The organism is Pseudomonas sp. Rh2, from assembly GCF_040762985.1.
Taxonomy (GTDB): Bacteria; Pseudomonadota; Gammaproteobacteria; order Pseudomonadales; family Pseudomonadaceae; genus Aquipseudomonas; species Aquipseudomonas taiwanensis.
Map to the genome: position 1 here is coordinate 2962461 of NZ_CP142890.1, position 19948 is coordinate 2982408.

14 protein-coding genes are annotated in these 19948 nt (G+C 63.4%); 3 read left to right on the forward strand and 11 right to left on the reverse strand.

The window, feature by feature from the left end; genetic code table 11:
- Position 1: 1 nt before the first annotated feature.
- Positions 2–2365 carry an outer membrane protein assembly factor BamA gene (gene bamA, locus VXM67_RS13350; protein WP_367237069.1) on the reverse strand — a complete coding sequence of 788 codons (2364 nt, stop codon included), beginning with the start codon at positions 2363–2365 and terminating at the stop codon, positions 2–4.
- Positions 2366–2556: 191 nt separating this feature from the next.
- Between bamA and VXM67_RS13355 the strand changes: the two genes are divergently transcribed.
- Positions 2557–3249, forward strand: coding sequence for a response regulator transcription factor (locus tag VXM67_RS13355; protein ID WP_023380439.1), 693 nt, complete (start codon positions 2557–2559; stop codon positions 3247–3249).
- The gene (locus VXM67_RS13360; protein ID WP_023380440.1) at positions 3246–4547 is read left to right on the forward strand and encodes an ATP-binding protein; all 1302 of its coding nucleotides are present in this window, start codon (positions 3246–3248) and stop codon (positions 4545–4547) included. Before VXM67_RS13355 ends, VXM67_RS13360 begins: the two co-directional genes overlap by 4 nt.
- Before the next feature lie 98 nt (positions 4548–4645).
- Here VXM67_RS13360 and VXM67_RS13365 read toward each other — a convergent pair whose 3' ends face one another.
- From VXM67_RS13365 to VXM67_RS13385, 5 genes are all read right to left on the reverse strand, one after another.
- Entirely contained in the window at positions 4646–5611 is a 966-nt protein-coding gene (locus tag VXM67_RS13365) for a 2-oxoglutarate and iron-dependent oxygenase domain-containing protein (RefSeq protein ID WP_367237070.1), read from the reverse strand.
- Positions 5612–5733: 122 nt separating this feature from the next.
- The gene (locus tag VXM67_RS13370) at positions 5734–6816 is read right to left on the reverse strand and encodes a BMP family ABC transporter substrate-binding protein (RefSeq protein WP_023380442.1); all 1083 of its coding nucleotides are present in this window, start codon (positions 6814–6816) and stop codon (positions 5734–5736) included.
- 201 nt (positions 6817–7017) lie between these two features.
- Complete coding sequence (locus VXM67_RS13375) at positions 7018–7944, reverse strand: ABC transporter permease (RefSeq protein ID WP_027907590.1); 927 nt, start codon at positions 7942–7944, stop codon at positions 7018–7020.
- Between the two features lie 11 nt (positions 7945–7955).
- Positions 7956–9059 carry an ABC transporter permease gene (locus tag VXM67_RS13380; RefSeq protein ID WP_027907589.1) on the reverse strand — a complete coding sequence of 368 codons (1104 nt, stop codon included), beginning with the start codon at positions 9057–9059 and terminating at the stop codon, positions 7956–7958.
- 10 nt (positions 9060–9069) lie between these two features.
- Positions 9070–10614: an ABC transporter ATP-binding protein gene (locus tag VXM67_RS13385; RefSeq protein ID WP_162144450.1), complete on the reverse strand. Its 1545-nt coding sequence runs from the start codon at positions 10612–10614 to the stop codon at positions 9070–9072.
- A 333-nt stretch (positions 10615–10947) separates the two neighbouring features.
- Between VXM67_RS13385 and VXM67_RS13390 the strand changes: the two genes are divergently transcribed.
- Complete coding sequence (locus VXM67_RS13390) at positions 10948–11463, forward strand: peroxiredoxin (RefSeq protein ID WP_023380446.1); 516 nt, start codon at positions 10948–10950, stop codon at positions 11461–11463.
- A 22-nt stretch (positions 11464–11485) separates the two neighbouring features.
- On the opposite strand, the gene VXM67_RS13395 is transcribed toward VXM67_RS13390, so the two are convergent.
- The 5 genes from VXM67_RS13395 to wecB form a co-directional block, all read right to left on the reverse strand.
- Positions 11486–12577, reverse strand: coding sequence for a diguanylate cyclase (locus tag VXM67_RS13395; RefSeq protein WP_023380447.1), 1092 nt, complete (start codon positions 12575–12577; stop codon positions 11486–11488).
- Between the two features lie 70 nt (positions 12578–12647).
- The gene (locus VXM67_RS13400; protein ID WP_367237071.1) at positions 12648–13487 is read right to left on the reverse strand and encodes a DUF4434 family protein; all 840 of its coding nucleotides are present in this window, start codon (positions 13485–13487) and stop codon (positions 12648–12650) included.
- Positions 13487–16486, reverse strand: a complete 3000-nt coding sequence (locus tag VXM67_RS13405) for a phage receptor (protein WP_367237072.1) — start codon at positions 16484–16486, stop codon at positions 13487–13489. The genes VXM67_RS13400 and VXM67_RS13405 overlap by 1 nt, the downstream gene beginning before the upstream one ends.
- Positions 16483–18657: a cyclic di-3',5'-guanylate-activated glycosyltransferase NrfB gene (nrfB, locus tag VXM67_RS13410; RefSeq protein WP_023380450.1), complete on the reverse strand. Its 2175-nt coding sequence runs from the start codon at positions 18655–18657 to the stop codon at positions 16483–16485. Before nrfB ends, VXM67_RS13405 begins: the two co-directional genes overlap by 4 nt.
- Positions 18654–19808, reverse strand: a complete 1155-nt coding sequence (gene wecB, locus VXM67_RS13415; RefSeq protein WP_023380451.1) for a non-hydrolyzing UDP-N-acetylglucosamine 2-epimerase — start codon at positions 19806–19808, stop codon at positions 18654–18656. The genes nrfB and wecB overlap by 4 nt, the downstream gene beginning before the upstream one ends.
- Positions 19809–19948: the final 140 nt, after the last annotated feature.

Sequence of the window (19948 nt, forward strand, 5' to 3'; positions counted from 1 at the left end):
ATCAGAATGTCTGCCCCAAGGAGAATTGGAACATTTCGGTTTGCGCCCCCTCTGGCTTCTTGATCGGTGCGGCCAGGCTGAAGCTCAGCGGGCCCAGGGGGCTATACCAAGTGAAGCCCAGCCCCACCGACAGCGCCATCTGATCGAGACTCACGCCCCCGCAGCCCTGGGTGGTTGACAGATAACAGGTGTCGGCAAACACGTTGCCTGCATCGACGAACACCGAGCTGCGCAACTGCCGCTGGTCCTTGACGAAGGGCAGGGGAAAGAGCACTTCGGCGCCTCCGGTAATGAGGATGTTGCCGCCCAGGGCATCGGTGTCGCGGTCGGAGTAGTACGCCTGACCGGCGCTGGCGTAGTTGCCGGTCGCGGGCGTGTTGCGCGGGCCGAGGGTGCCGCTCTTGAATCCGCGTACCGAATTCAGGCCTCCGGCGGTGTAATTCTCATAGAAGGGCAGGCTGTCGGTCGAGCCGTAGCCGTTGCCGTAGCCCAGGTTGGTGTGCAGGCGAAGCGATGTGCTCTGGGTCATGGGCAGGTAAGTCTGACCGTCGTATTCGAGTTTGTAGAACGACAGGTCGCTGCCGGGGGTGGTGGCCATGAACGTCAGACCCTGGGAGTGACCGCGAGTCGCCAGCACGCCTTTGTTCAGGGTCGACTCGGACCAGCCGACCGATGCCTTGAGGTTATTGAAACTGTCGCCTTCGCGCTGGATGAAGTCGTAGATCTCGTCGGCGCTGTAGGTGCCTGGGTTGATATCGTCGTGTTGCAGGGTCAGGCCGAAGGTCAGGCGTGATGTCTCATTGATCGGGTAGCCGAAACTGACGCCAGCACCATAGCTGTTGATGGCGTAGTACGACACGCCATCGTCGTAGTAATCGCTGTAGTCGGTGGTGCTGTAGAAGACGTTGTAACCCAGGCTGACACCGTCCTTGGTGAAATAGGGGTCGGTGAAGGCGAAGTTGTACTTGGTCTGGTATTCCGAACGGGTCAGGCCGATGGACACCTTGTTACCGGTACCCAGGAAGTTGGTCTGGCTGATCGAGCCTCCCAGGATCAGGCCGGCGCTCTGGGCAAAACCGACGCTGGCGGTGATCGAGCCGGAGGCCTGTTCCTCGACGCTGTAGTTGACGTCGACCTGGTCATCGGTGCCCGGCACCGGTGGGGTCTCGACGTTGACTTCCTTGAAGAAGCCCAGACGTTCCAGGCGGGTCTTGGACTGGTCGATCAGGTAGGTCGACGCCCAGCCACCTTCCATTTGGCGCATCTCGCGACGCAGCACTTCGTCTTCGGTCTTGGTGTTGCCGCGGTAGTTGATGCGGTTGACGTAGGCACGCTTGCCCGGGTCGACCACGAACATGATGTCCACGGTGTGGTCTTCGTCGTGCGGCTGAGGCACGCCGTTGACGTTGGCGAAAGTGTAGCCCTCGTTACCCAGGCGGCGGGTGATCAGGTCGGAGGTGGTGGTCATGACCTTGCGCGAGAACACCTGGCCCGGCTGCACCAGCAGCAGCGACTTGACCTGGTCTTCCGGCACCTTCAGGTCACCCGACAGCTTCACGTCACGGACGGTGTACTTCTCGCCCTCGTTGACGTTGACCGTGATGTAGACGTGCTTCTTGTCCGGGGTGATGGACACCTGGGTGGAGGCGATGTCCATGTTGATGTAGCCGCGGTCCAGGTAGTAGGAACGCAGGCGTTCCAAGTCACCGGAGAGCTTCTCGCGGGCATACTTGTCATCGTTCTTGAAGAACGACAGCCAGTTGGTGGTCTTGAGCTCGAACAGCTGCGCCAGCGCTTCATCGTCGAACACGGTGTTGCCGACGATGTTGATGTGCTGGATGGCCGCCACGGCGCCTTCGTTGATCTTGATCTTCAACGCCACACGGTTGCGCGGCTGCGGCACCACCTCGGCGTCGACCTCGGCCGAGTAGCGGCCCTGGGCCACGTACTGGCGCTGCAGTTCGTTACGCACGCCTTCGAGGGTGGCTCGCTGGAAGATCTCGCCTTCGGCCAGGCCCGACTGCTTCAGGCCCTTCATCAGGTCTTCGGTGCTGATCGCCTTGTTGCCTTCGATCTCGATGCTCGACACCGAGGGGCGCTCGACCACGTTGATGATCAGGACATTGCCGTCGCGGTTCAGCTGGATGTCCTGGAAGAAACCGGTCTTGAACAGCGAGCGGGTGGATTCCACCAGGCGTCGGTCATCGGCCTGATCGCCCACGTTCAGGGGCAAGGCGCCAAAGACGCTGCCGGCGGACACCCGCTGCAGGCCGTTGACGCGGATGTCAGCGATCTTGAAGGCTTGCGCTTGGGCCAGGGAGGCGTGGAGCAGCAGGATCGACAACATCAGGCGCGGGTAATTCATGGGTGGGTTCCACACAGGCGTATTCAAAGGGCGGGGCCAGCCAGGCCAGCGGGCGATGAGCATACGGGTGGGGTGTGTTCGGCGCGGTTAACCAAGGGTAAAGATGTGTAAAGTTTGCTGGCCTGGCGGTGACAGTAAGCGCCCGTGCAGGGATCATGGCGCCCAGTAGAACCTGCCGAAGCGTAACCTTGATGATCCCCGTGCTGTTGGTCGATGACGACCGTGAATTGACCGATATGCTTGCTCAGTACCTGGCCCGCGAGGGGTTTTGCGCCACCTGCAGTGCCACCGGCGCGGAGGGTGAGGCACTGGCCCTGAGCGGGCGTTTTCATATGGTGGTGCTCGATGTGATGCTGCCGGACTTCTCGGGCATCGAGGTACTGCGCCGCATCCGTGCACGCAGCCAGGTTCCGGTGTTGTTGCTCACCGCTCGTGGTGACAACATCGACCGCATTGCCGGGCTGGAACTGGGCGCCGATGACTACGTGCCCAAGCCCAGCTCGCCGGGCGAGTTGGTGGCGCGGCTGCGGGCGATCCTGCGCCGGGTGCAGCCACAGTTGATTGGCGATAACGCTATTCCCGATGCCATCAGCAGCGGCGCCTTGACCCTCTGGCCGAGTCGTCGGCAGGCGCTGTGGGAGGGGCGTAACCTTGAGCTGACCGGCACCGAGTTCAGCCTTCTGGAGGTGCTGACGCGCCAGGCTGGTCAGTTGGTCAGCAAGCAGAACCTGTCGCTGGATGCCCTGGGCCGCCCGTTGACCCGGTATGACCGGCGTATCGACGTACACGTCAGCAGTATCCGCCACAAACTGGGCCCGCGGCCTGACGGCAGCAGCTGGATTCGTAGCGTGCGGGGCATGGGCTACATGCTGATCGCCGAATGATGCGTCGGCGTCTGTTCTGGAAGCTGTTTCTGGCGTTCTGGCTGGCCAACTGCCTGACTTTCCTGGTAGGTGCAGGCGCCTTCATGCTCGACGAGCTGCGCGGTGACAACCCAGCGCTGAGAACATTGCTTGGCACCGAACTGCACTTGCTGCAGCGATTTGGCGAGCAGGCTGGGCGCCAACTGCTGGAGGTTTCGCCACAGCCGCCTGACGTACAGATTGGCCTGTACGATGCCCAGGGCCGATTGCTGGCTGGCAAGCCGGTGCAGGTGGTGCGGTTCGAGCAGTCGGTGCTTGACCGTGATGGTCGCTTGCTGCTGTTGCGCGCCTCGGTGCCCAGTGTCTCCGGCCAAGGGCCACCGCCACGCGGGCTGGGCCCTTTGGTCACCGGGACCCTGATGAGTGCCCTGTTCGCCCTGCTGTGCAGCTTGTACCTGACCCGGCCGTTGGCTTGGCTGCGCGAAGCGATGGGGCAGGTCGCCCAAGGCCGCTTCGAAGTGCGGGTTCGGCCGCGCCTCGGGCGACGCCGCGACGAGATCGTCGATCTGGCCGAAGACTGCGACCGCATGGCCGGCCAACTGAAGACGCTGGTGGAAGCGCAACAGCACCTGCTGCACGATATTTCCCATGAACTTCGCTCACCGCTCACGCGCCTGAATGCGGCCATCGGCCTGATGCGCCAACAACCGGACCGGCGCGAGATGATTGCACGCATCGAACGCGAGTCACGGCGAATGGACGACCTGATCGAGCAGCTGTTGACCCTGGCGCGTGCCCAGTCCCCCCACGACAGCGGCATTTACGAGGCGCTGGACGCAGTGGAGCTGCTGGCGCAGATCGTAGAGGACGCGCGTTTCGAGGCGGGTATCAAGCAGTGCCAGGTGCTGCTGGTGGCACCGCAACCATTTATCACGGTCGGACATGAAGAGCTGTTGTACCGGGCCTTCGAAAACGTTATCCGCAATGCGGTGCGGTACACGGCACCAGGCACCGAGGTGCGGGTAGAGGCAAGCCTGTTGGCCGACGGTGAACGGCTACAGGTCAGCATCAGTGATCATGGGCCAGGGGTTGCCCCAACACGACTGGAGAGCATCTTCCAGCCGTTCGACCGGGGGGCTGACAACGGCGGTGACGGCTTTGGTCTGGGCTTGGCCATTGCGCGACGGGCCATCGAACTGCACCACGGCAGTATCAGTGCCCAGGCAGCCGATGACAGGGGGTTGATGGTGCGCATCGAGCTGCCCCAGTTGCAGGGGCTGCGAGCGCGTTCGCGTGGCGACGAGCACAACCTTTGGTGAGGATCATCCCGTGCCCCGGAGCCATGCTCGGAACGGTGCTCTGCGATTCCTAGGTGGACGTCAGGGGTGCCTAAGCGTTGGCCTGGGCACCCTGGTTTTCAGGCCTCGGTCGGTTCGCGGCGATAGGCGTAGGTTTCGGCAAAGCGCGAAAGCATGTAGTCGCTACAGGAAATCGGCGGGTACTTGGCAGGGTTGTGCTCACTTTGGCAGCCGGGCAGGCAACTGATCTCGGTGTCCGGGTGCGGCTCTGCGAAAAACGGCATGGCGTAACGATCCACGCCCACGGGGCTGATCACCCGGTGGGGCGTTGATTTGTAACGGTCATTGCTCCAGCGCGCCATCATGTCGCCGATGTTGACCACATAGGTGCCTTCGATCGGCGGTGCGTCGACCCACTGGCCACGCACATCCTGCACCTGCAGGCCGCCAATGTCGTCCTGATACAGCAGGGTCACGCAGCCGTAGTCGGTATGCGCGCCGGCACCTTGTTGTTCGGCACGGGTAGCGGCCTGGCGCGGAGGGTAGTGGATCATGCGGAACACGCTGATCGGGTCGGCGAAGCGTCGGTCGAAGAAATCGTCCTCGATGCCCAAGGCCAGGGCCATGGCACGCAACAGGGTCAGCGACAGCGCATGCATATCCTGGTAGTGGCATTGCATCAGGGCTTCCCAGCCCGGGATGTCCGGGTGGCGATTGGGCCCACGCAGCGGTTTGCCCGCTAGCACGTCGGGGTGGTCGGCGGGCAGGTGCAAGCCCATGTCGAAGGTTTCCTTGAGGTCGCTGGGCTTGGTGGGGTCCAGCTGCTCGGTGGCGATGGCGCCGTAACCACGGTGGTGGGTGGACCGGGTGATGTCGATTTGCAGTTTTTGCTCATCGGGACGGGCGAAGAAGTCGACTGCAGCGGCCTTTAGCTCGGCGATGCGCGAAGGTGCAATGGGGTGGCCCTTGATGTAGTAAAAGCCCCACGCTCGGCAGGCGTGGTCGATCTGCCGGGCAACGTCCATCCAGGCGTTGCGGTCATTGCTGTACAGCGGGGCGATGTCGATGATGGGCAGCGTGTTCATGGTGGCTCCGGGGGTTAGGTGCTGCGAGTCTTCTCGTACCCAGGGCAGCGGAAAGGGCGCCGCTTGGGCGCCCTGGTGCGCGGTTCTTTCACGATGGAAAGGGACGGCGCGTGTTGCGTCGGTCACTGCGGCAGGTTGGCGGTGATGCCCTTGACGTAGTAGTTCATGCCCGCCAACTCGGCATTGCTGGCCACTGCGCCAGCGGGAATCCGTACCTCGCCTTTCTGGTCCATGATCGGGCCGGTGAAGGGGTGGAAGGCGCCGCTCTTGATACCGGCGATGATCTGCTCGGCTTCTGCTCTCACATCGGCAGGCACCAGGTCGCTGATCGGCAACTCGATGGTGCCTTCGGCCAGGCCGCCCCAGTAGTCCTCGGGCTTCCAGTCGCCATCCATCACTGCCTGGGTGCTGCGGATATAGTGCGGGCCCCAGTTGTTGACGATGGAGGTCAGCACCGCCTTCGGCCCGAAGTGGGCCATGTCCGAGGCGTAGCCAATCGAGTAAACGCCACGGCGTTCGGCGGTCTGGATCGGTGCTGGGCTGTCGGTGTGCTGGAACACCACGTCAACGCCTTGGTCGATCAGGGCGTTGGCGGCATCGGCTTCTTTGCCTGGGTCGAACCACGAGTTGACCCAGACCACCTTGATCTCGGTACCGGGGTTGTACTTGTCCAGGGCCAACTGGATCGCGTTGATGTCGCGAATGACTTCAGGAATCGGGAACGAGGCGATATAGCCGATCTTCCTGGTCTTGGTCATCTTGGCGGCGAGGAAACCGGCGACGTAGCGACCCTGGTACGACGTCGAGAGGTAAGTGCCGACGTTCTTGTCCTGCTTGTAGCCGGTGGCGTGCTCGAACGTGACCTTGGGGAATTGCTTGGCGACCTTGATGGTGGGGTTCATGTAGCCGAACGAGGTGGTGAACACCAGGTTGTAGCCGCCCTTGGCCATGTTGCGGATCACCCGCTCCGCGTCGGCGCCCTCGGCTACGTTCTCGACATAGCTGGTCTGCACCTTGTCGCCGAACTGCTTGATCAGTGCCTGGCGGCCTTGTTCGTGCTGGTAGGTCCAGCCGTGGTCGCCAATGGGGCCGATGTAGACGAAACCGACCTTGAGCGGGTCGGCAGCCTGGGCGCCGAGAGTAGCGGCCAGGCCAAGGGCGGCAGCGACACCGCGTACCAGGCTTTTCAGGGAAGGGATGGACATAGGGTTGGGGCTCCGTGTCTGTCGTATTGTTCTATTGGGCCGAAGTTGGCATTCGGCGTGTTGCAAAAAATTGACCAAGAGGACAACAAGCCGAGAACTTTCCGCGTCCCCGCGCGAATCGCAGGGGCGCGTCGGGCAGAAAGCTGTCGGCAAGGTCAAAAAAGGTGCATGACGAGTCTGCGCCGCCTGAAACGGGTGCGCTCAGTGCCCCGCACGCCAGGGCTGGCCGAGCGACACTGGCGCGTACAGTCGGGTACGTCGTGCATCACGCGACAGCAGCACCAGCACCACGATGGTCGCCACATAGGGCAGCATCGCCAGCAGGTTCGAAGGCACACTGATGCCGACGCCTTGGGCCACCAGATGAAGGATGCTGGCCAGGCCGAACAGGTACGCCCCAAGCAGCACTCGCCAGACCCGCCAGCTGGCGAATACCACCAGGGCCAGGGCGATCCAGCCGCGGCCGGCACTCATGTTCTCTGCCCACATGGGCGTGTAGGCCAGCGACAGGTAGGCACCGGCCATGCCGGCCATGGCACCGCCGAACAGCACCGCCAGGGTGCGCACCCGCAACACCGGCAAGCCCATGGCACTGGCGGCGTTCGGGTTCTCGCCGACAGCTTGCAGAATCAGGCCCAGTCGGGTGTTGAGCAGCACCCAGGCGATAACCCCGAACAGCGTGAACGACAGGTACACCAGCACATCCTGATTGAACACCATGTGACCAATCAGGGGGATAGCGCTGAGCACAGGGATGGCCACCGGCTCGAAGCCCGTCAGCGGCTTGCCGACCCAAGCCGAACCGACGAACGCGGAAAGGCCAATGCCGAAGATGGTCAATGCAAGGCCGGTGGCTACCTGGTTGGCCTGGCAGCCCAGGGCCACCAGCGCGAACAGCGCGGCCAACAGCATACCGGCCAGGCAGGCCAGCAGTACGCCCAGCCACAGGCTGCCGGTGGAAAAGGCGACGATGAAGCCGATCACCGCGCCGAACAGCATCATACCCTCCTGTCCGAGGTTGAGTACGCCGGCTTTCTCGCACACCAGCTCGCCAAGGGCTACCAGCAGCAGCGGGGTGCCGCAGCGCACCATGGCATAAAGGATGTTACTGACAAGGTCGAGATCCATGGTCACTCCGATCAGGCGGTGGCTTGCGCGGTGTTGTTCGAGGCTACCGGCCGCAGCCAGCGGCCCAGGCGCACGCGGTAGAGAATCAGCAGGTCGCAGGCCAGCAGGAAGAACAGCATCATTCCCTGGAACAGCTCGGTCAGCGATTGCGGCAGGTTCAGGGCCATCTGGGCGTTTTCGCCGCCAAGGTAGAGAAGGGCCATGAGCAGGCCCGCGATCACGATGCCCAGCGGGTTGAGGCGGCCAAGGAAGGCCACGGTGATTGCCGCGTAGCCATAGCCTGGCGAAACTTGCGGTACCAGTTGGCCGATGGGGCCGGTCACCTCGCAGACCCCGGCCAGGCCTGCGAGCGCGCCGCTGATCAGCAGGGCCAGCCAGACCAGGCGCTTTTCGCGAAAGCCCATCAGCCCGGCGGCCCGGCTGTCCAGCCCCAGAACCCGTACCTGAAAGCCCATGAAACTGCGTGATAGCAGCACCCACACCGCGACGGCGGCCAGCAGTACCAGGTAGACCCCGGCGTGCAGGCGCACATCCTCGAACAGCGTCGGCAGCCGACTGGCCTCGCCGAACATGGCCGACTGCGGGAAGCTGTAGCCGTCGGGGTCCTTCAGTGGGCCGTGCACGAAGTACAACAGCAGGTTCAAGGCTATGTAGTTCAGCATGATGGTGGTGAGGATCTCGTTGGCGTTGAAGTGCGTACGCAGCCATGCAGCCATTGCGGCCCAGGCTGCCCCAGCCAGCACGCCGGTCGTGATCACCAGCACCAATGCCCACGGCGAGGTCCAGTCGATGATGTTCACTGCCAGTGCACTGCCGGCCAGGGCGCCGATCAGTAGCTGGCCTTCGGCGCCGATGTTCCAGATGCGCGCCTGATAGGCCACCGACAGGCCCAGGGCGCACAACAGGATGGGGATGGCCTTGATCAGCAGCTCGCTCAAGCCATACAGGTCCTGCACCGGTTCGATGAGCAAGGTGTGGAAGGCCGCCAGTGGGTCGTGGCCGAGAGCGGCGAACAACAGGGCGCCGCTGAGCAGTGTCAGCAGGCCGGCCAGCAGCGGTGAGAGCAGCAGGTGGCGACGCGATTGCTGCAGACGAGGTTCGAGGGTCAATAGCATGGGTTTCTCTTCAGGCTGCAGCTGGGTTATCGAATTGTCCGGCCATCCAGCGGCCGACTTCGGTCAGGGTGGTCTGCGCGGTAGCCTTGAGCGGCGACAGGCGGCCACCGCACAAGGCACCGAGACGGTCGCTGATCTGGAACAGCTCGTCGAGGTCTTCGGAGATCACCAGAATCGACGCACCGGCATCGCGCAGGGCGATCAGCTCGCGGTGAATGGTGGCCGCCGCGCCGACGTCCACGCCCCAGGTAGGGTGTGCCGCGACCAGTAGCTTGGGTTGCTGCAGCACTTCACGGCCGAGGATGAACTTCTGCAGGTTGCCGCCGGACAGGCTGCGTGCAGGGGTATGGATGTCCGGGGTCTTGACCCCGAAGCGCTGGACGATTCGCTGGGCCAAGGCCTGCACGCGGTTGCGGCGGACCATGCCGTGCTCTACCAGCTCTTGGTGGAAGGAGGACAGCAAGGCGTTGTCGGCAAGGCTCATGTCAGGCACCGCGCCGTGGCCCAGGCGCTCGGCTGGGACAATGGCCATGCCCAGGCGGCGACGTTCGTCCGGATGCAGGTGAGCCATTGGCTGTTGGTCGAGGGTGAGGCGTTCGCGTTCGCTGCGCGGCAGACGGGCTTCGCCGGACAACAGCGCCAGCAGTTCATCCTGCCCGTTTCCGGCGACCCCCGCGATGCCGACGATTTCACCGCTAAGCACTTCCAGCCGCACTTGGCTTAGCGAGGTGCCGAACGGATCGGCGTTGCGCCAACTGAGGTCGTCCACGCGCAAACGGACAGGTCCGCCATCCACTTTTGGGTAGCTGGCTTCCAGGCCTTCGGCATCGCCGACCATCAACCGCGCCAGTTGCAAGTCGCTGCACTGGCGTGGCACACAGGCCCCGGCAACTCGCCCACCGCGCAAGACCGTCGCGGTGTCGCAGAGTGCGCGGACTTCGTTCAGTTTGTGGCTGATGAACAGAATGCTGCACCCTTCGGCCGCCAGGGCGCGCAGGGTGATGAACAGCTCATCGACCTCCTGGGGCGTGAGCACCGAGGTGGGCTCGTCGAGAATCAACAGGCGAATGTCCTGCATCAGGCAACGCACGATTTCCACCCGCTGACGCTCGCCAATCGACAGGCTATGCACCAGACGCTCCGGCGCCAGACCCATGCCGTAGCGCTGTGACACCTCGCGAATGCGCGGCTCCAACTGCTTCGGCGTACCGGCTTCACGACCGAGGGCCAGGGCGATGTTCTCGGCCACGCTCAGGGTTTCGAACAACGAGAAATGCTGGAACACCATGCCAATGCCCAGTGCGCGGGCTTGCGCCGGATCGCGCACCCGTACGGGCTGGCCTTGCCACAGGACTTCGCCGCTGTCTGGCGCGGTGACGCCGTAGATGATCTTCATCAAGGTGCTTTTGCCCGCGCCGTTTTCACCCAGCAAGGCATGGATTTCGCCTGGCTTGATGGTGAGGTCGACACGGTCGTTGGCCAGCGTGCCGGGGTAGCGCTTGGTGATAGCGCGCAACTCGAGACGCAAAGGTGCAGTGGCGGTGGGCATGGGCAACTCGCTGTTGGTGTGCGGTGGCAGGTCTGCTGGGTAAAGCAAAAACATGGCCAACTGGTCAGGTTGTGGCGCAAGGGCGGATGTAGAGGGGATCGAGCGCTGGCGGGGAGGGTGCGAATGGCGTACTTGCAATCGGTTGGTGCGCGTGACTGCTCCGCAATGGTGCGCATGGCGTGGTGTTTGAGCGTGCCTCAGATTGAACGCCGACTACAGGGTGGTGCGACCTTGCGAGGCTAGCGCAGGTGGGAGGCGTTATGCTGGCACCCTGGGCGGAGGCTTGCGACACTACGCCCGACGCGAAGCATTCCACATGTTCAGCCTTTGGAGCCCCCCATGATCAAAACCGGTGATCTGCTGCCTGAAGCGACCCTCCATGAGTACAGCGAGGGGCACAATGCCTGTCCAATAGGCCCGCAGGCGTTTTCGCTGCACGCGCGCTGCGCAGGCAAACGGGTGGTGATCTTCGGCTTGCCTGGTGCGTTCACTCCAACCTGTTCGCAGCGCCATGTGCCCGGATACCTGGCGGCAGCCCCGGAGCTGTTTGCCCAGGGCGTGGACGAAATCCTCTGTGTGGCGGTGAACGATGCCTTCGTGATGAACGCCTGGGGCAAGACCTTCCCGGTGCAAGGCGAGGTGGCCATGATCGCGGACGGCAACTGCGCCTTCACCGATGCCTTGGGGCTCGCCCAGGACAGCTCGGCCCGGGGAATGGGCCGCCGTTCGCAGCGCTATGCCTTGCTGGCCGATAACCTGGTGGTTCGACGCATCGAGGTTGATGCACCGGGCAAGCTGGACGTCAGCGACGCGCAGCGCATGTTGGATTTCCTACGCGAACACGACGGGGCCTGACTACCGCGCCATGGTTTGAACCTCACACCGGCCCCGCCAGCCGCTCGGTCCATAACACGAAGCGGTCCTTGCCGGTGTGCTTGGCTTCGTACAACGCCTGGTCCGCTTTGATCAGGGCCCTGGTCAAGGTGTCGCCGTCCATCACTTGGGCGAGCCCTATGCTGATGGTGACCGGGTGCGCGCCGAGATCTTCTCGCACCCTCTGGCAGAGCTTGTCGACCTGCTGCTCGGCGCCATGTTGGTCCAGGCCCTGGAAGAAAATGGCGAACTCTTCGCCGCCGAGCCTGGCGTACTCGAAGGGACCCATCGAGCTCTTGATATGGGTGGCCACGCGCTTGAGTACCTCGTCGCCGATGTCATGGCCGTACAGATCGTTCACCTTCTTGAAGTTGTCGATGTCGATCATCGCCAGGTACTGGCCGGGCTTGGCCGATTGCAGTTGCCGTTGCGCCTTGGCCATGAACGAGCGGCGGTTTGGGATGTCGGTGAGCACATCGATGTAAGCCTGGTCGAGCAGCACTTTGGACATGTAGAAGTTGTGCAGCTTGGCCTGGCGGATGCGCAGGTAGCTGTAGATCACCAGGCCACTGAGAAACACCGCATAGCTCAGCAGCATCGCGGCTTCCAGGTCGTCGAGGTCGATGTTGGTGCCATAGAAGGGGTTGAGCATCGCCCAGGTGATCGCCATGGCGCAGAAGAATGACCAGCGCCGTACCGGCAGTACCGAGGCGCTGTACAGCACGGTGGATGTACCCAGTACCAGCCATACCGGGCGCAGGGCGATCGGGATGCCATCGATGACCAGGCGCATGCCAAGGGTGATGACTGCGATGAACAGCAGGTTGAGCACATCGAAGTGGTGGCTTTTACGGGTGAAGCCAAGGATCACGGTCAGGCTGCCCATCACGGCGAGGAACAACCCGGATAGCCAGGTGAAGTCCTGATTGCCCAGGTAGCTGACAATCAGGTCGAAGATCAGCCAGATGGCAATGCTGACGCAGAAGATCAGCTGGCAGAAGCGGCGCATGGCCTCGTATTCGTGTTGGCGGAATTCGGCGCGTATGGCGGCGGGCGCGACCTGTTTGCGCACATGTTCTTCGATGGTTCTCAGCATCAAGTAATCCTTTGAGGACTGCTCTGGTCAGCACCGGCTTATCGTCGGCGATAAGGCCGCAGCCAACGACTCAATTCTGTGGCAAGACACCCCGTGCCCAAGGTCGGTAACGCAACGCGAACACCGCTTCGGCATGGCAACCGGCGGTCAGCCCAGGCTGCATCGGCTCGGCGCGGAACGTCTGTGCCGCAGCGCTGACCTGACGGAACGCTTCACGCACCACGCCCACCCGGCACGGCAGCGCCTGTTCATAGCCCTGGCGCACCAGTGCAGGCAACCGTGCGGTGCCAGCGCCATCCTGCCACCAGACCTTCAAGCCTAGCCCGGCCAGTTGATCCAGCCACGCGGCGTTGACCCTTGGTGCAAGCGTGCCGGCGCTGAAGGCGCTGATGTGCAGCGGCTTGTCTAGCTTGCGATTGAATGCTTGCAGCTGGCTGTACAGCGCCTCGCGCCGGGCGGCATCACGAAAGTGGTGGTCATCGAGTTCCATGGGCAGGTACCAGCCCGCCACCGGCAGGTCCCAGTGCTGGCGAAGGGTGTTGTATTGACTCAGCGAGCGACCTAGCTGCGCTTTCCAGTAGCTGCCCAGCCCCTCGCCATCGAGCGCGTCCAGACGCTGGTAGTAGGCCGGGTCCATGTACAGGCCAAGTACCAGTTCCAGACCTTGGGCATGGGCTTCGCGCAGGCTGCCAGCCAGCCAGCCCTGGGCGCCGCCAAACTCGCTGGTGCCGTAGGCGCTCCACTGCACGATCAGTGTCTTGCCGCCTTGCGCAACGGTGGCGTGCCACAGCTGCCGCCATTGCTCAGGGGACACAGCGGCATCGCGGTCCAGCGGTTGGTAGAACAGGCGCTGGTCGGCCGCCACGGGCAGGCACAGTGCGAGCAGGCAGACTGCCAGGATCGTTCGCATCAGAAAGTCATCTCCGCACCAAGCAGCACGCCGTTGGCGCGCTCGTACAGGTTGCCGCCCAACGACTGCTGGTACTCGGCGCGCACCTTCAGCGAGCCGCGGTAAGCGTTGTAGCGGTCGTCGTCGAACCACCACTGCCAGCGCACGCCGACGCCGGTACGCAAGTCCTGACGCCAGTCGTTGCTTGGGTCCTGGCTGGAAAACTCAAGGAAGCCGTAGGGCATGATCGTCTGCGGGGACGTACCCGGCAGTTTCCAGGCGTGGCCCTGCTGAAAACGTGATAACCAGGCATGGTCGCCCGCGCGGGTCCACCAGGCGGCATCGAGGTAAAGGAAGCGCTCGTTCCAGTCGTCCTCGTCCACCCGCCAATCGTTGCGCCAGTCGCCTTGGTCGAGGAACGAGGCTGTAGCGCGCAACAACAGGTCGTTACTGGATTCGGCGTGGCTGCGCAAGTCGCCCCAGTTGCTGCCGACCTTGCTGGGGCTGAGCAGCTCGCCCAGGCTCAGGCCGCGGTAGTGGTCGTCATCGATCTGGCGCTGATGGTACAGCTCGGCATAGAGGTTGAGGTTGGCCCGGCCAAAGGGTTTGTAGCGCAGGCCGATGCCGGTGCCCATGCTCTGGGCATACTCATTGCGACTCTGGCCACCGAACAGCACTCGACCATAGACCGACAACGTACTGCCATTGCGGCTGGGTTCTTCACCTAGCGCGTGGTCCCACATGGCCAGTTGCACGTTCTGCGACTGGGCCTTGCGCGAGGTGCCGCTACGTACGCCGTTGTCCAGGAAGCGGTCGTTGGTCGAGGTACCGGCTGGCGACCAGGTGCTGGCCAGGGTGATGGTGTCGCGCCGTGACAGGGTTTCATGGGCGCGGCGCTGGCGGTACATGCGCGCTTCAAGGCTACCGTACGCATCATCGCCGTCGACCAGATTCTGCTCCACGTCGATGACGCGGCGCAGCTCGCGCCGCGCGGAGGCACTGTCCTCCACCTCGTCATAGCGTAGCGCCAGGGTTTCGCCAAGGCGGTAGTCCTCGGGAAAATCGCGGGTCGCCTGCTCCAGGTAGGGGATGGACTGACGCCGTTGAGCCTTGTCGCTGGCGCTGGCCAAGCGCATGCCATAGTCGGCCCGGTAGCGAGGTTGGGCAGGATCCAGGCGCACGGCTTCGGCAAGCCATGCCGTGCTCTGCGCGGTGTCACCGGCGCGTTGCGCGGTATTGGAGGCCGCATAGTAGTGGTCGGCCCGTGGGCTGTGCGCCAGTGCCTGACGCTGGAAGTCCAGGGCTGTCTGGAGGTCGCCCTGTCGCTGGGCGATGGCGGCGCCCAGGGCCCAGTCGTCGGCGCTGGTGTGGGCGGCGGCGTCCCAGTAGCGTCGGGCGGTCTCGGCATCTCCGGCGTTGAGCGCACCTTGCGCGGCGGTGAGACGGGCGTTGTCGCTCCAGGCATCGCTTGGCAGGCTGCGCCAGATCGGCAAGGCAGACTCGGAGTCGCCAGCGGCTTCCAGGGCATAGGCCAGCGGCAGGCGGCTGGAGCCGGGATCCAGGCGTTCGGCGGCCTGGTAGTAGACCACGGCTTCGCCAGGTTGGTCAGGCATGGCACAGCGCCCCAGCGCGCGGTACTGGCCTGCTTCGCTGGGGTTGGCGGGAATGGCTTGGCGCACTGCATCGCACTGGCCGGCTTCGGCCAATCTACTCAGCAGTTGAGCGCGGGTATGGCTGTCGACCCTCGGGACCAGGGCAAGTACGCGCCGGGTATCGAGCGGGGCGTCGCTGCGTGCATAGAGGTTGCCCAGGCGCTGCAGCAGGGAAGGTGTCAGTCGGCCTTGGCGGCGGTCGAAGGCCTGCTCGATCAGTTGGCGGGCGCGTGAATGCTGGCCTTGCTCCATCAGCAAGAAAGTGACTTGTTCGAGCGCGGCAAGATCGCCGCTTTGCCGGTAGCGACTTTCCCATTCGCCAGCGGTGCGTGGCTGCGGCGGTTGAGGAGGATCGCCATACAGGCGCTGCTTGAGCACGGCGTAGGCGCGGGCGTCGGTGCTCGGGGTGCAGTCCTTGAACTGTTCACGGGCAAGGTCCGGGTCGCGGCGCGACAGCCAGTCGACCGTATCCAGGCAGGGGCGTTGCAGTTCGTTGCTCAAGCGCCGAACCAGCGCGGCATCGTCGCCACCACGTGCCAGTTCCCACAATTGTTGGCGCTGCTGTGGTTGTTGCAGTTGTTCGGTGGGCAAGCTCTGCAGCCAACGTTGAGCCTGTTCGTTATGGCCCACGGCAATGGCCCGGTTGGCCATGGCCAGGCGGGCCTGATTGGCGGCTTGCGGCGATGGGGCGCTATCCAGCAACCGCGTCAGGCCTTTTTCATCCAGTTGCTGCACGTAGGCATTGGCCAGCCGTTGCCAGTCCTTGGCCGGCAGTTTGCCTTGTTCGGCCAGCGGCTCCAGTTGTTCGATGGTCTCTTTCCAGTTGCGCAGCTGCTCGGCGAAGTTGGCGCGCACCAGGCGCATGACCTGGCCGTCCTCTCTTGGCGGCAGTTGGTTCAGCCAGTCCAAGGCCCGGGCCGCACCGCCGAACTTGGCCAGGCTCAAGCTGTAGGCCTGCCACAAACGCACGCGTTGATTGCCGTCGGTGGTGGCCAGCCAACGTTCTACCTGGCTCGCCGGTGGCGGGTCTTGCTCGATCCAGGTCAGGCGAAGCTCCATCACAGCGTCGGCGAACTCGGGGCTGTCGCTCAGCGTCTGGGCAAGGGATTCGGCTTCCTTGTAGCGGCGCTGGTGGGCCAAGGCCTCCACCAGCAGGGCGCGAGCCTCGTCATTGTTGGGTACACGCTTGAGCACATGCCGGGTCAGGCGTTCCACTTCGGCCCAATTGTCCTTCTTCGCTTCGCGGTAGCTGCGCTCCATGAAGGGGTAGCTGGTAAAACGCTGGAACTCGGTCATGGGCGCGGCCAGGACGGGCACGGCGGTGGTGCACAGCAACAGGCCGATAGAGAGGGTAACGCGCGGCTTCATGCCACCTCCCGCGTCAGGTCAAAGGCGGCCTGCTGTTCGCTGGCCTGTTCGGCGAGGGCCTGTTGCAGCACCTCCTCGGTGATGATGCCGCGGGCGATCAAGTGCTCGCCGAGGCTTTGCATCTGTGGGTCGAAGTCGATCAACGCCTGGTTGAACAGGGTGACCGGGACCATGCCACGCACCTGCAGCAGTGTGCCCAGCATCACCTGGTGCTGACTGACCCGCTCTAGCAGGTCGGTATCGTCCTGGTGGCGCTCCAGCACCTGCAGCATCTCGTGGACCTCGGGCTCTTGCCAGCGGCTTGGGTAGTGATAGCGAAGGCCCAAGGTAACCCGGCCCTGTGGGGCCAGGCGGCATTTGACTGGACGCTTGAGTTGGCGACTGATGACGCCGAGCGATACCTGGCTGACCGGGCTTTCGCTGGCCAGGATCAGGGTGTCGCCGTCTTCGGCTACTGGCAGGACACCATAGTGCGTTGCCAGCTTGCGGGGCAGCTTGGCGATCAGTTGCCGATCGAGCTTGAACGGGTTCAGCGGTGCCCAGGGCAGGTCCAGCTGCTCGGCCAGGGCTTCGACCAGTTGTTCGCTGTTGATCCAGCCGCGCAGCAGCAGCTCGCGGCCAAGGCGGCGACGTACCGGGCTGGTGATGGCTTGTTGCAGTTGTTCCTCGCTGATCAGCCCTTTGGCTACCAGGCGCTGACCCAATGGAGTACGTGCCGGCGAGGTGAGGGCGGGGAACTCATGGGTGGTCTTGTCCCAGGCGACGCGCCGCGAGTCACCCATTTCCATGACCTGGCGCAAGGCGCGCAGGTTGGCAAAGAAGTTGACGAAGTTGCTCCACATCATCCGGGGCGCTGACAGCAGCCCCTCGCCGATGCCGTAGTAACGGGTGACGAACCAGCCACGCTGGAACAAGCGGTTGAGCAGCATGAACCCGTTGAGCCAGAGCAGTGTCGAGAGCAGCCAGCTGTCTCCCAGAATCGACATGAAACGCCAGGAATCGGGGGCGATCACCGTCACCAGCCACATCGCCAGCAGCACCAGGAACAGTAAGTTGACCAGGAAGCTGAGCAGGTAGGCGAACAGCCCGCGGCGGTCGCGCCAGAGGAAGTAGTTAAGCGCGCCCTTGCGGCTCCAGCCCAGGTTGCTGGTGCCCTGGAACACGATACCGACGATCCACCGAGATTTCTGGCGGATGGCATGCTGCCAGTCACGAGGAAAGTGCTCGCGCACGCAGATGACCTGGGAAAACTCGCGGCTCATGCCCACGCGCCAGTCGTGTTTGAGCGCAAGCGCCGGGTCGGTGATCGAGTAGCGGGCGAAGATGCACTTCATGCCCTTTTGCTTCAGGCGAAAGCCGATGTCGTAGTCTTCGGTGAGGCTCTGCACGTCGAAGGCGATGCCGTCACCGTCTTCGAGCAGGGCGCTGATGGCCCGGCGGCTGAAACAGGTCCCGACCCCGGCACTGGGCACCTGGCCGGTCAGTGCCTCGCGCACGATCACATCCTTGCCATGGTTCTCGGCGAACTCGTCCACATAGTGCCCGGCGGTGAAGCCTTTCCACTCCGGTGCGTAGGGGTACACCGGGATCTGGATCATGTCCTTGTTCGGCAGCAGGTAGTTGAACAGGCGCAGTTCCATGGGCGAGATCACGTCCTCGGCATCATGCAGGATGAAGCCGGCGAACTCGATGCGTGCATCGTCCTGGAACCTGAGGATGGCGTCGATGATGTTGTTCAGGCAGTCAGCCTTGCTGGTCGGGCCGGGGCGGGCACAGACCACCTTGTGGACGTTGGGATAGTGCAGGCAAACGGCATCGACATCGGCCTGGGTCTGCGGGTCGTTGGGGTAGGTGCCGACGAAGATCTGGTAGTTCTCGTAGTCGATGGTCGAGGCGGCCAGGCGGGCCATTTCACCCACCACACCGACTTCGTTCCAGGCCGGGACCATGATCGCCAGCGGTTTTTCCGGCACTTCGTACAGGCGTTTTTCGTCGGCTTTTTCGTATTTGTCATAGATCCGGAAGCGGCGGATCAGTTTTCGGCACCAATAGCAGAGGTCGATGAACAAGTCGTCCAGGCCCAGCAGAAACATCAGTGTCGCCAGGATGATGGCGAGGATTTTCAGGCCGAACAGCACATAAGTGAGGAAGTCGATGAAAGCCAGGCTCATGCGTCATCTCGTTTAACGGCGGTGGCGTCCAGCCAGTCGCTCAGGCGATCGGCGATCTTCTCGCTGGCGTGACCATCACCAAAGGGGGTGAAGACCCTGGCCATCTTGCTGTACGCCTCGGGGTCGTCGAGCAGTTGGCTGGTCTCCTTGACGATGCGTTCGGTCAGGGTACCGACCAGCTTGACCGTGCCGCCTTCGAGCACCGAGGGTCGCTCGGTCACCTTGCGCAGCACCAGCACCGGCTTGCCCAGCGCGGGCGCCTCTTCCTGCACGCCCCCGGAGTCGGTGAGGATCAGGTAGGCACGGTTCATCAGCCAGACGAAGTGCTGGTAGTCCTGGGGGGCGACCAGGTGAACGTTCTCGCGGCCCGACAGCACGCCATACACGGCTTTTTGCACCTGTGGGTTGAGGTGCACCGGGTAGACGAATTGCACGTCCGGGTAACGCAGCGCCAGTTCGGCCAGGGCCAGGCAAATACGCTCGAAGCCCGCGCCGAAGTTTTCACGGCGGTGGCCGGTGACAAGGACCATGCGCTGATCGTCGCGCAACTTGCCGAGCGGCGAGTCGGCAGCAGGGCGCCAGTGGCTGCGCGTCAGGTGTTCGCGCATCCAGAGCAGGGCGTCGATGACCGTGTTGCCGGTCACCTCGATGTGCTCCAACGGCACACCCTCGTGCAGCAGGTTGTCACGAGCCTTGGTGGTGGGTGCGAAATGCAGGTCGGCGATCACCCCGGTCAAACGTCGGTTGGCTTCCTCCGGCCAGGGTTGCTGGAGGTTGCCGGTGCGCAGCCCGGCTTCGACATGACCGATGGGGATGTGCCGGTGGAACGCTGCCAGGGCGGCGATGAAACTGGTGGTGGTGTCGCCATGGACCAGCACGATCTTGGGTTGTACCTGCTCGTAGGCTTTGTCGATCTTGTCGAGCAGATCGCGTGCCAGCCCGTTGAGGGTCTGGTTCTGGGTCATGACCTTGAGGTCCTGGTCGACGGTCAGACCGAAGGCGGTGAGCACCTGTTCAAGCATTTCCCGGTGCTGGCCGGTGGAGCAGATGTGCAGGTCGAGCGCCGGGCAATCGCGCAGTACGCGTGCCAACGGTGCCATTTTGATCGCTTCAGGGCGGGTACCGAATACCATCATGACGGTTTTGGACATCGTCGTGCTCCTCGTCCGATTCCATGTCCGAAGTTGTACGATTGCGTCGCGCTTGCAGGATTTAGATACAAGCAGGGGAACCAGAGCTTGTCCAATCCGGCAGGCGCGCTGAATGTGCACGTTGAACATGCCCGTCAACC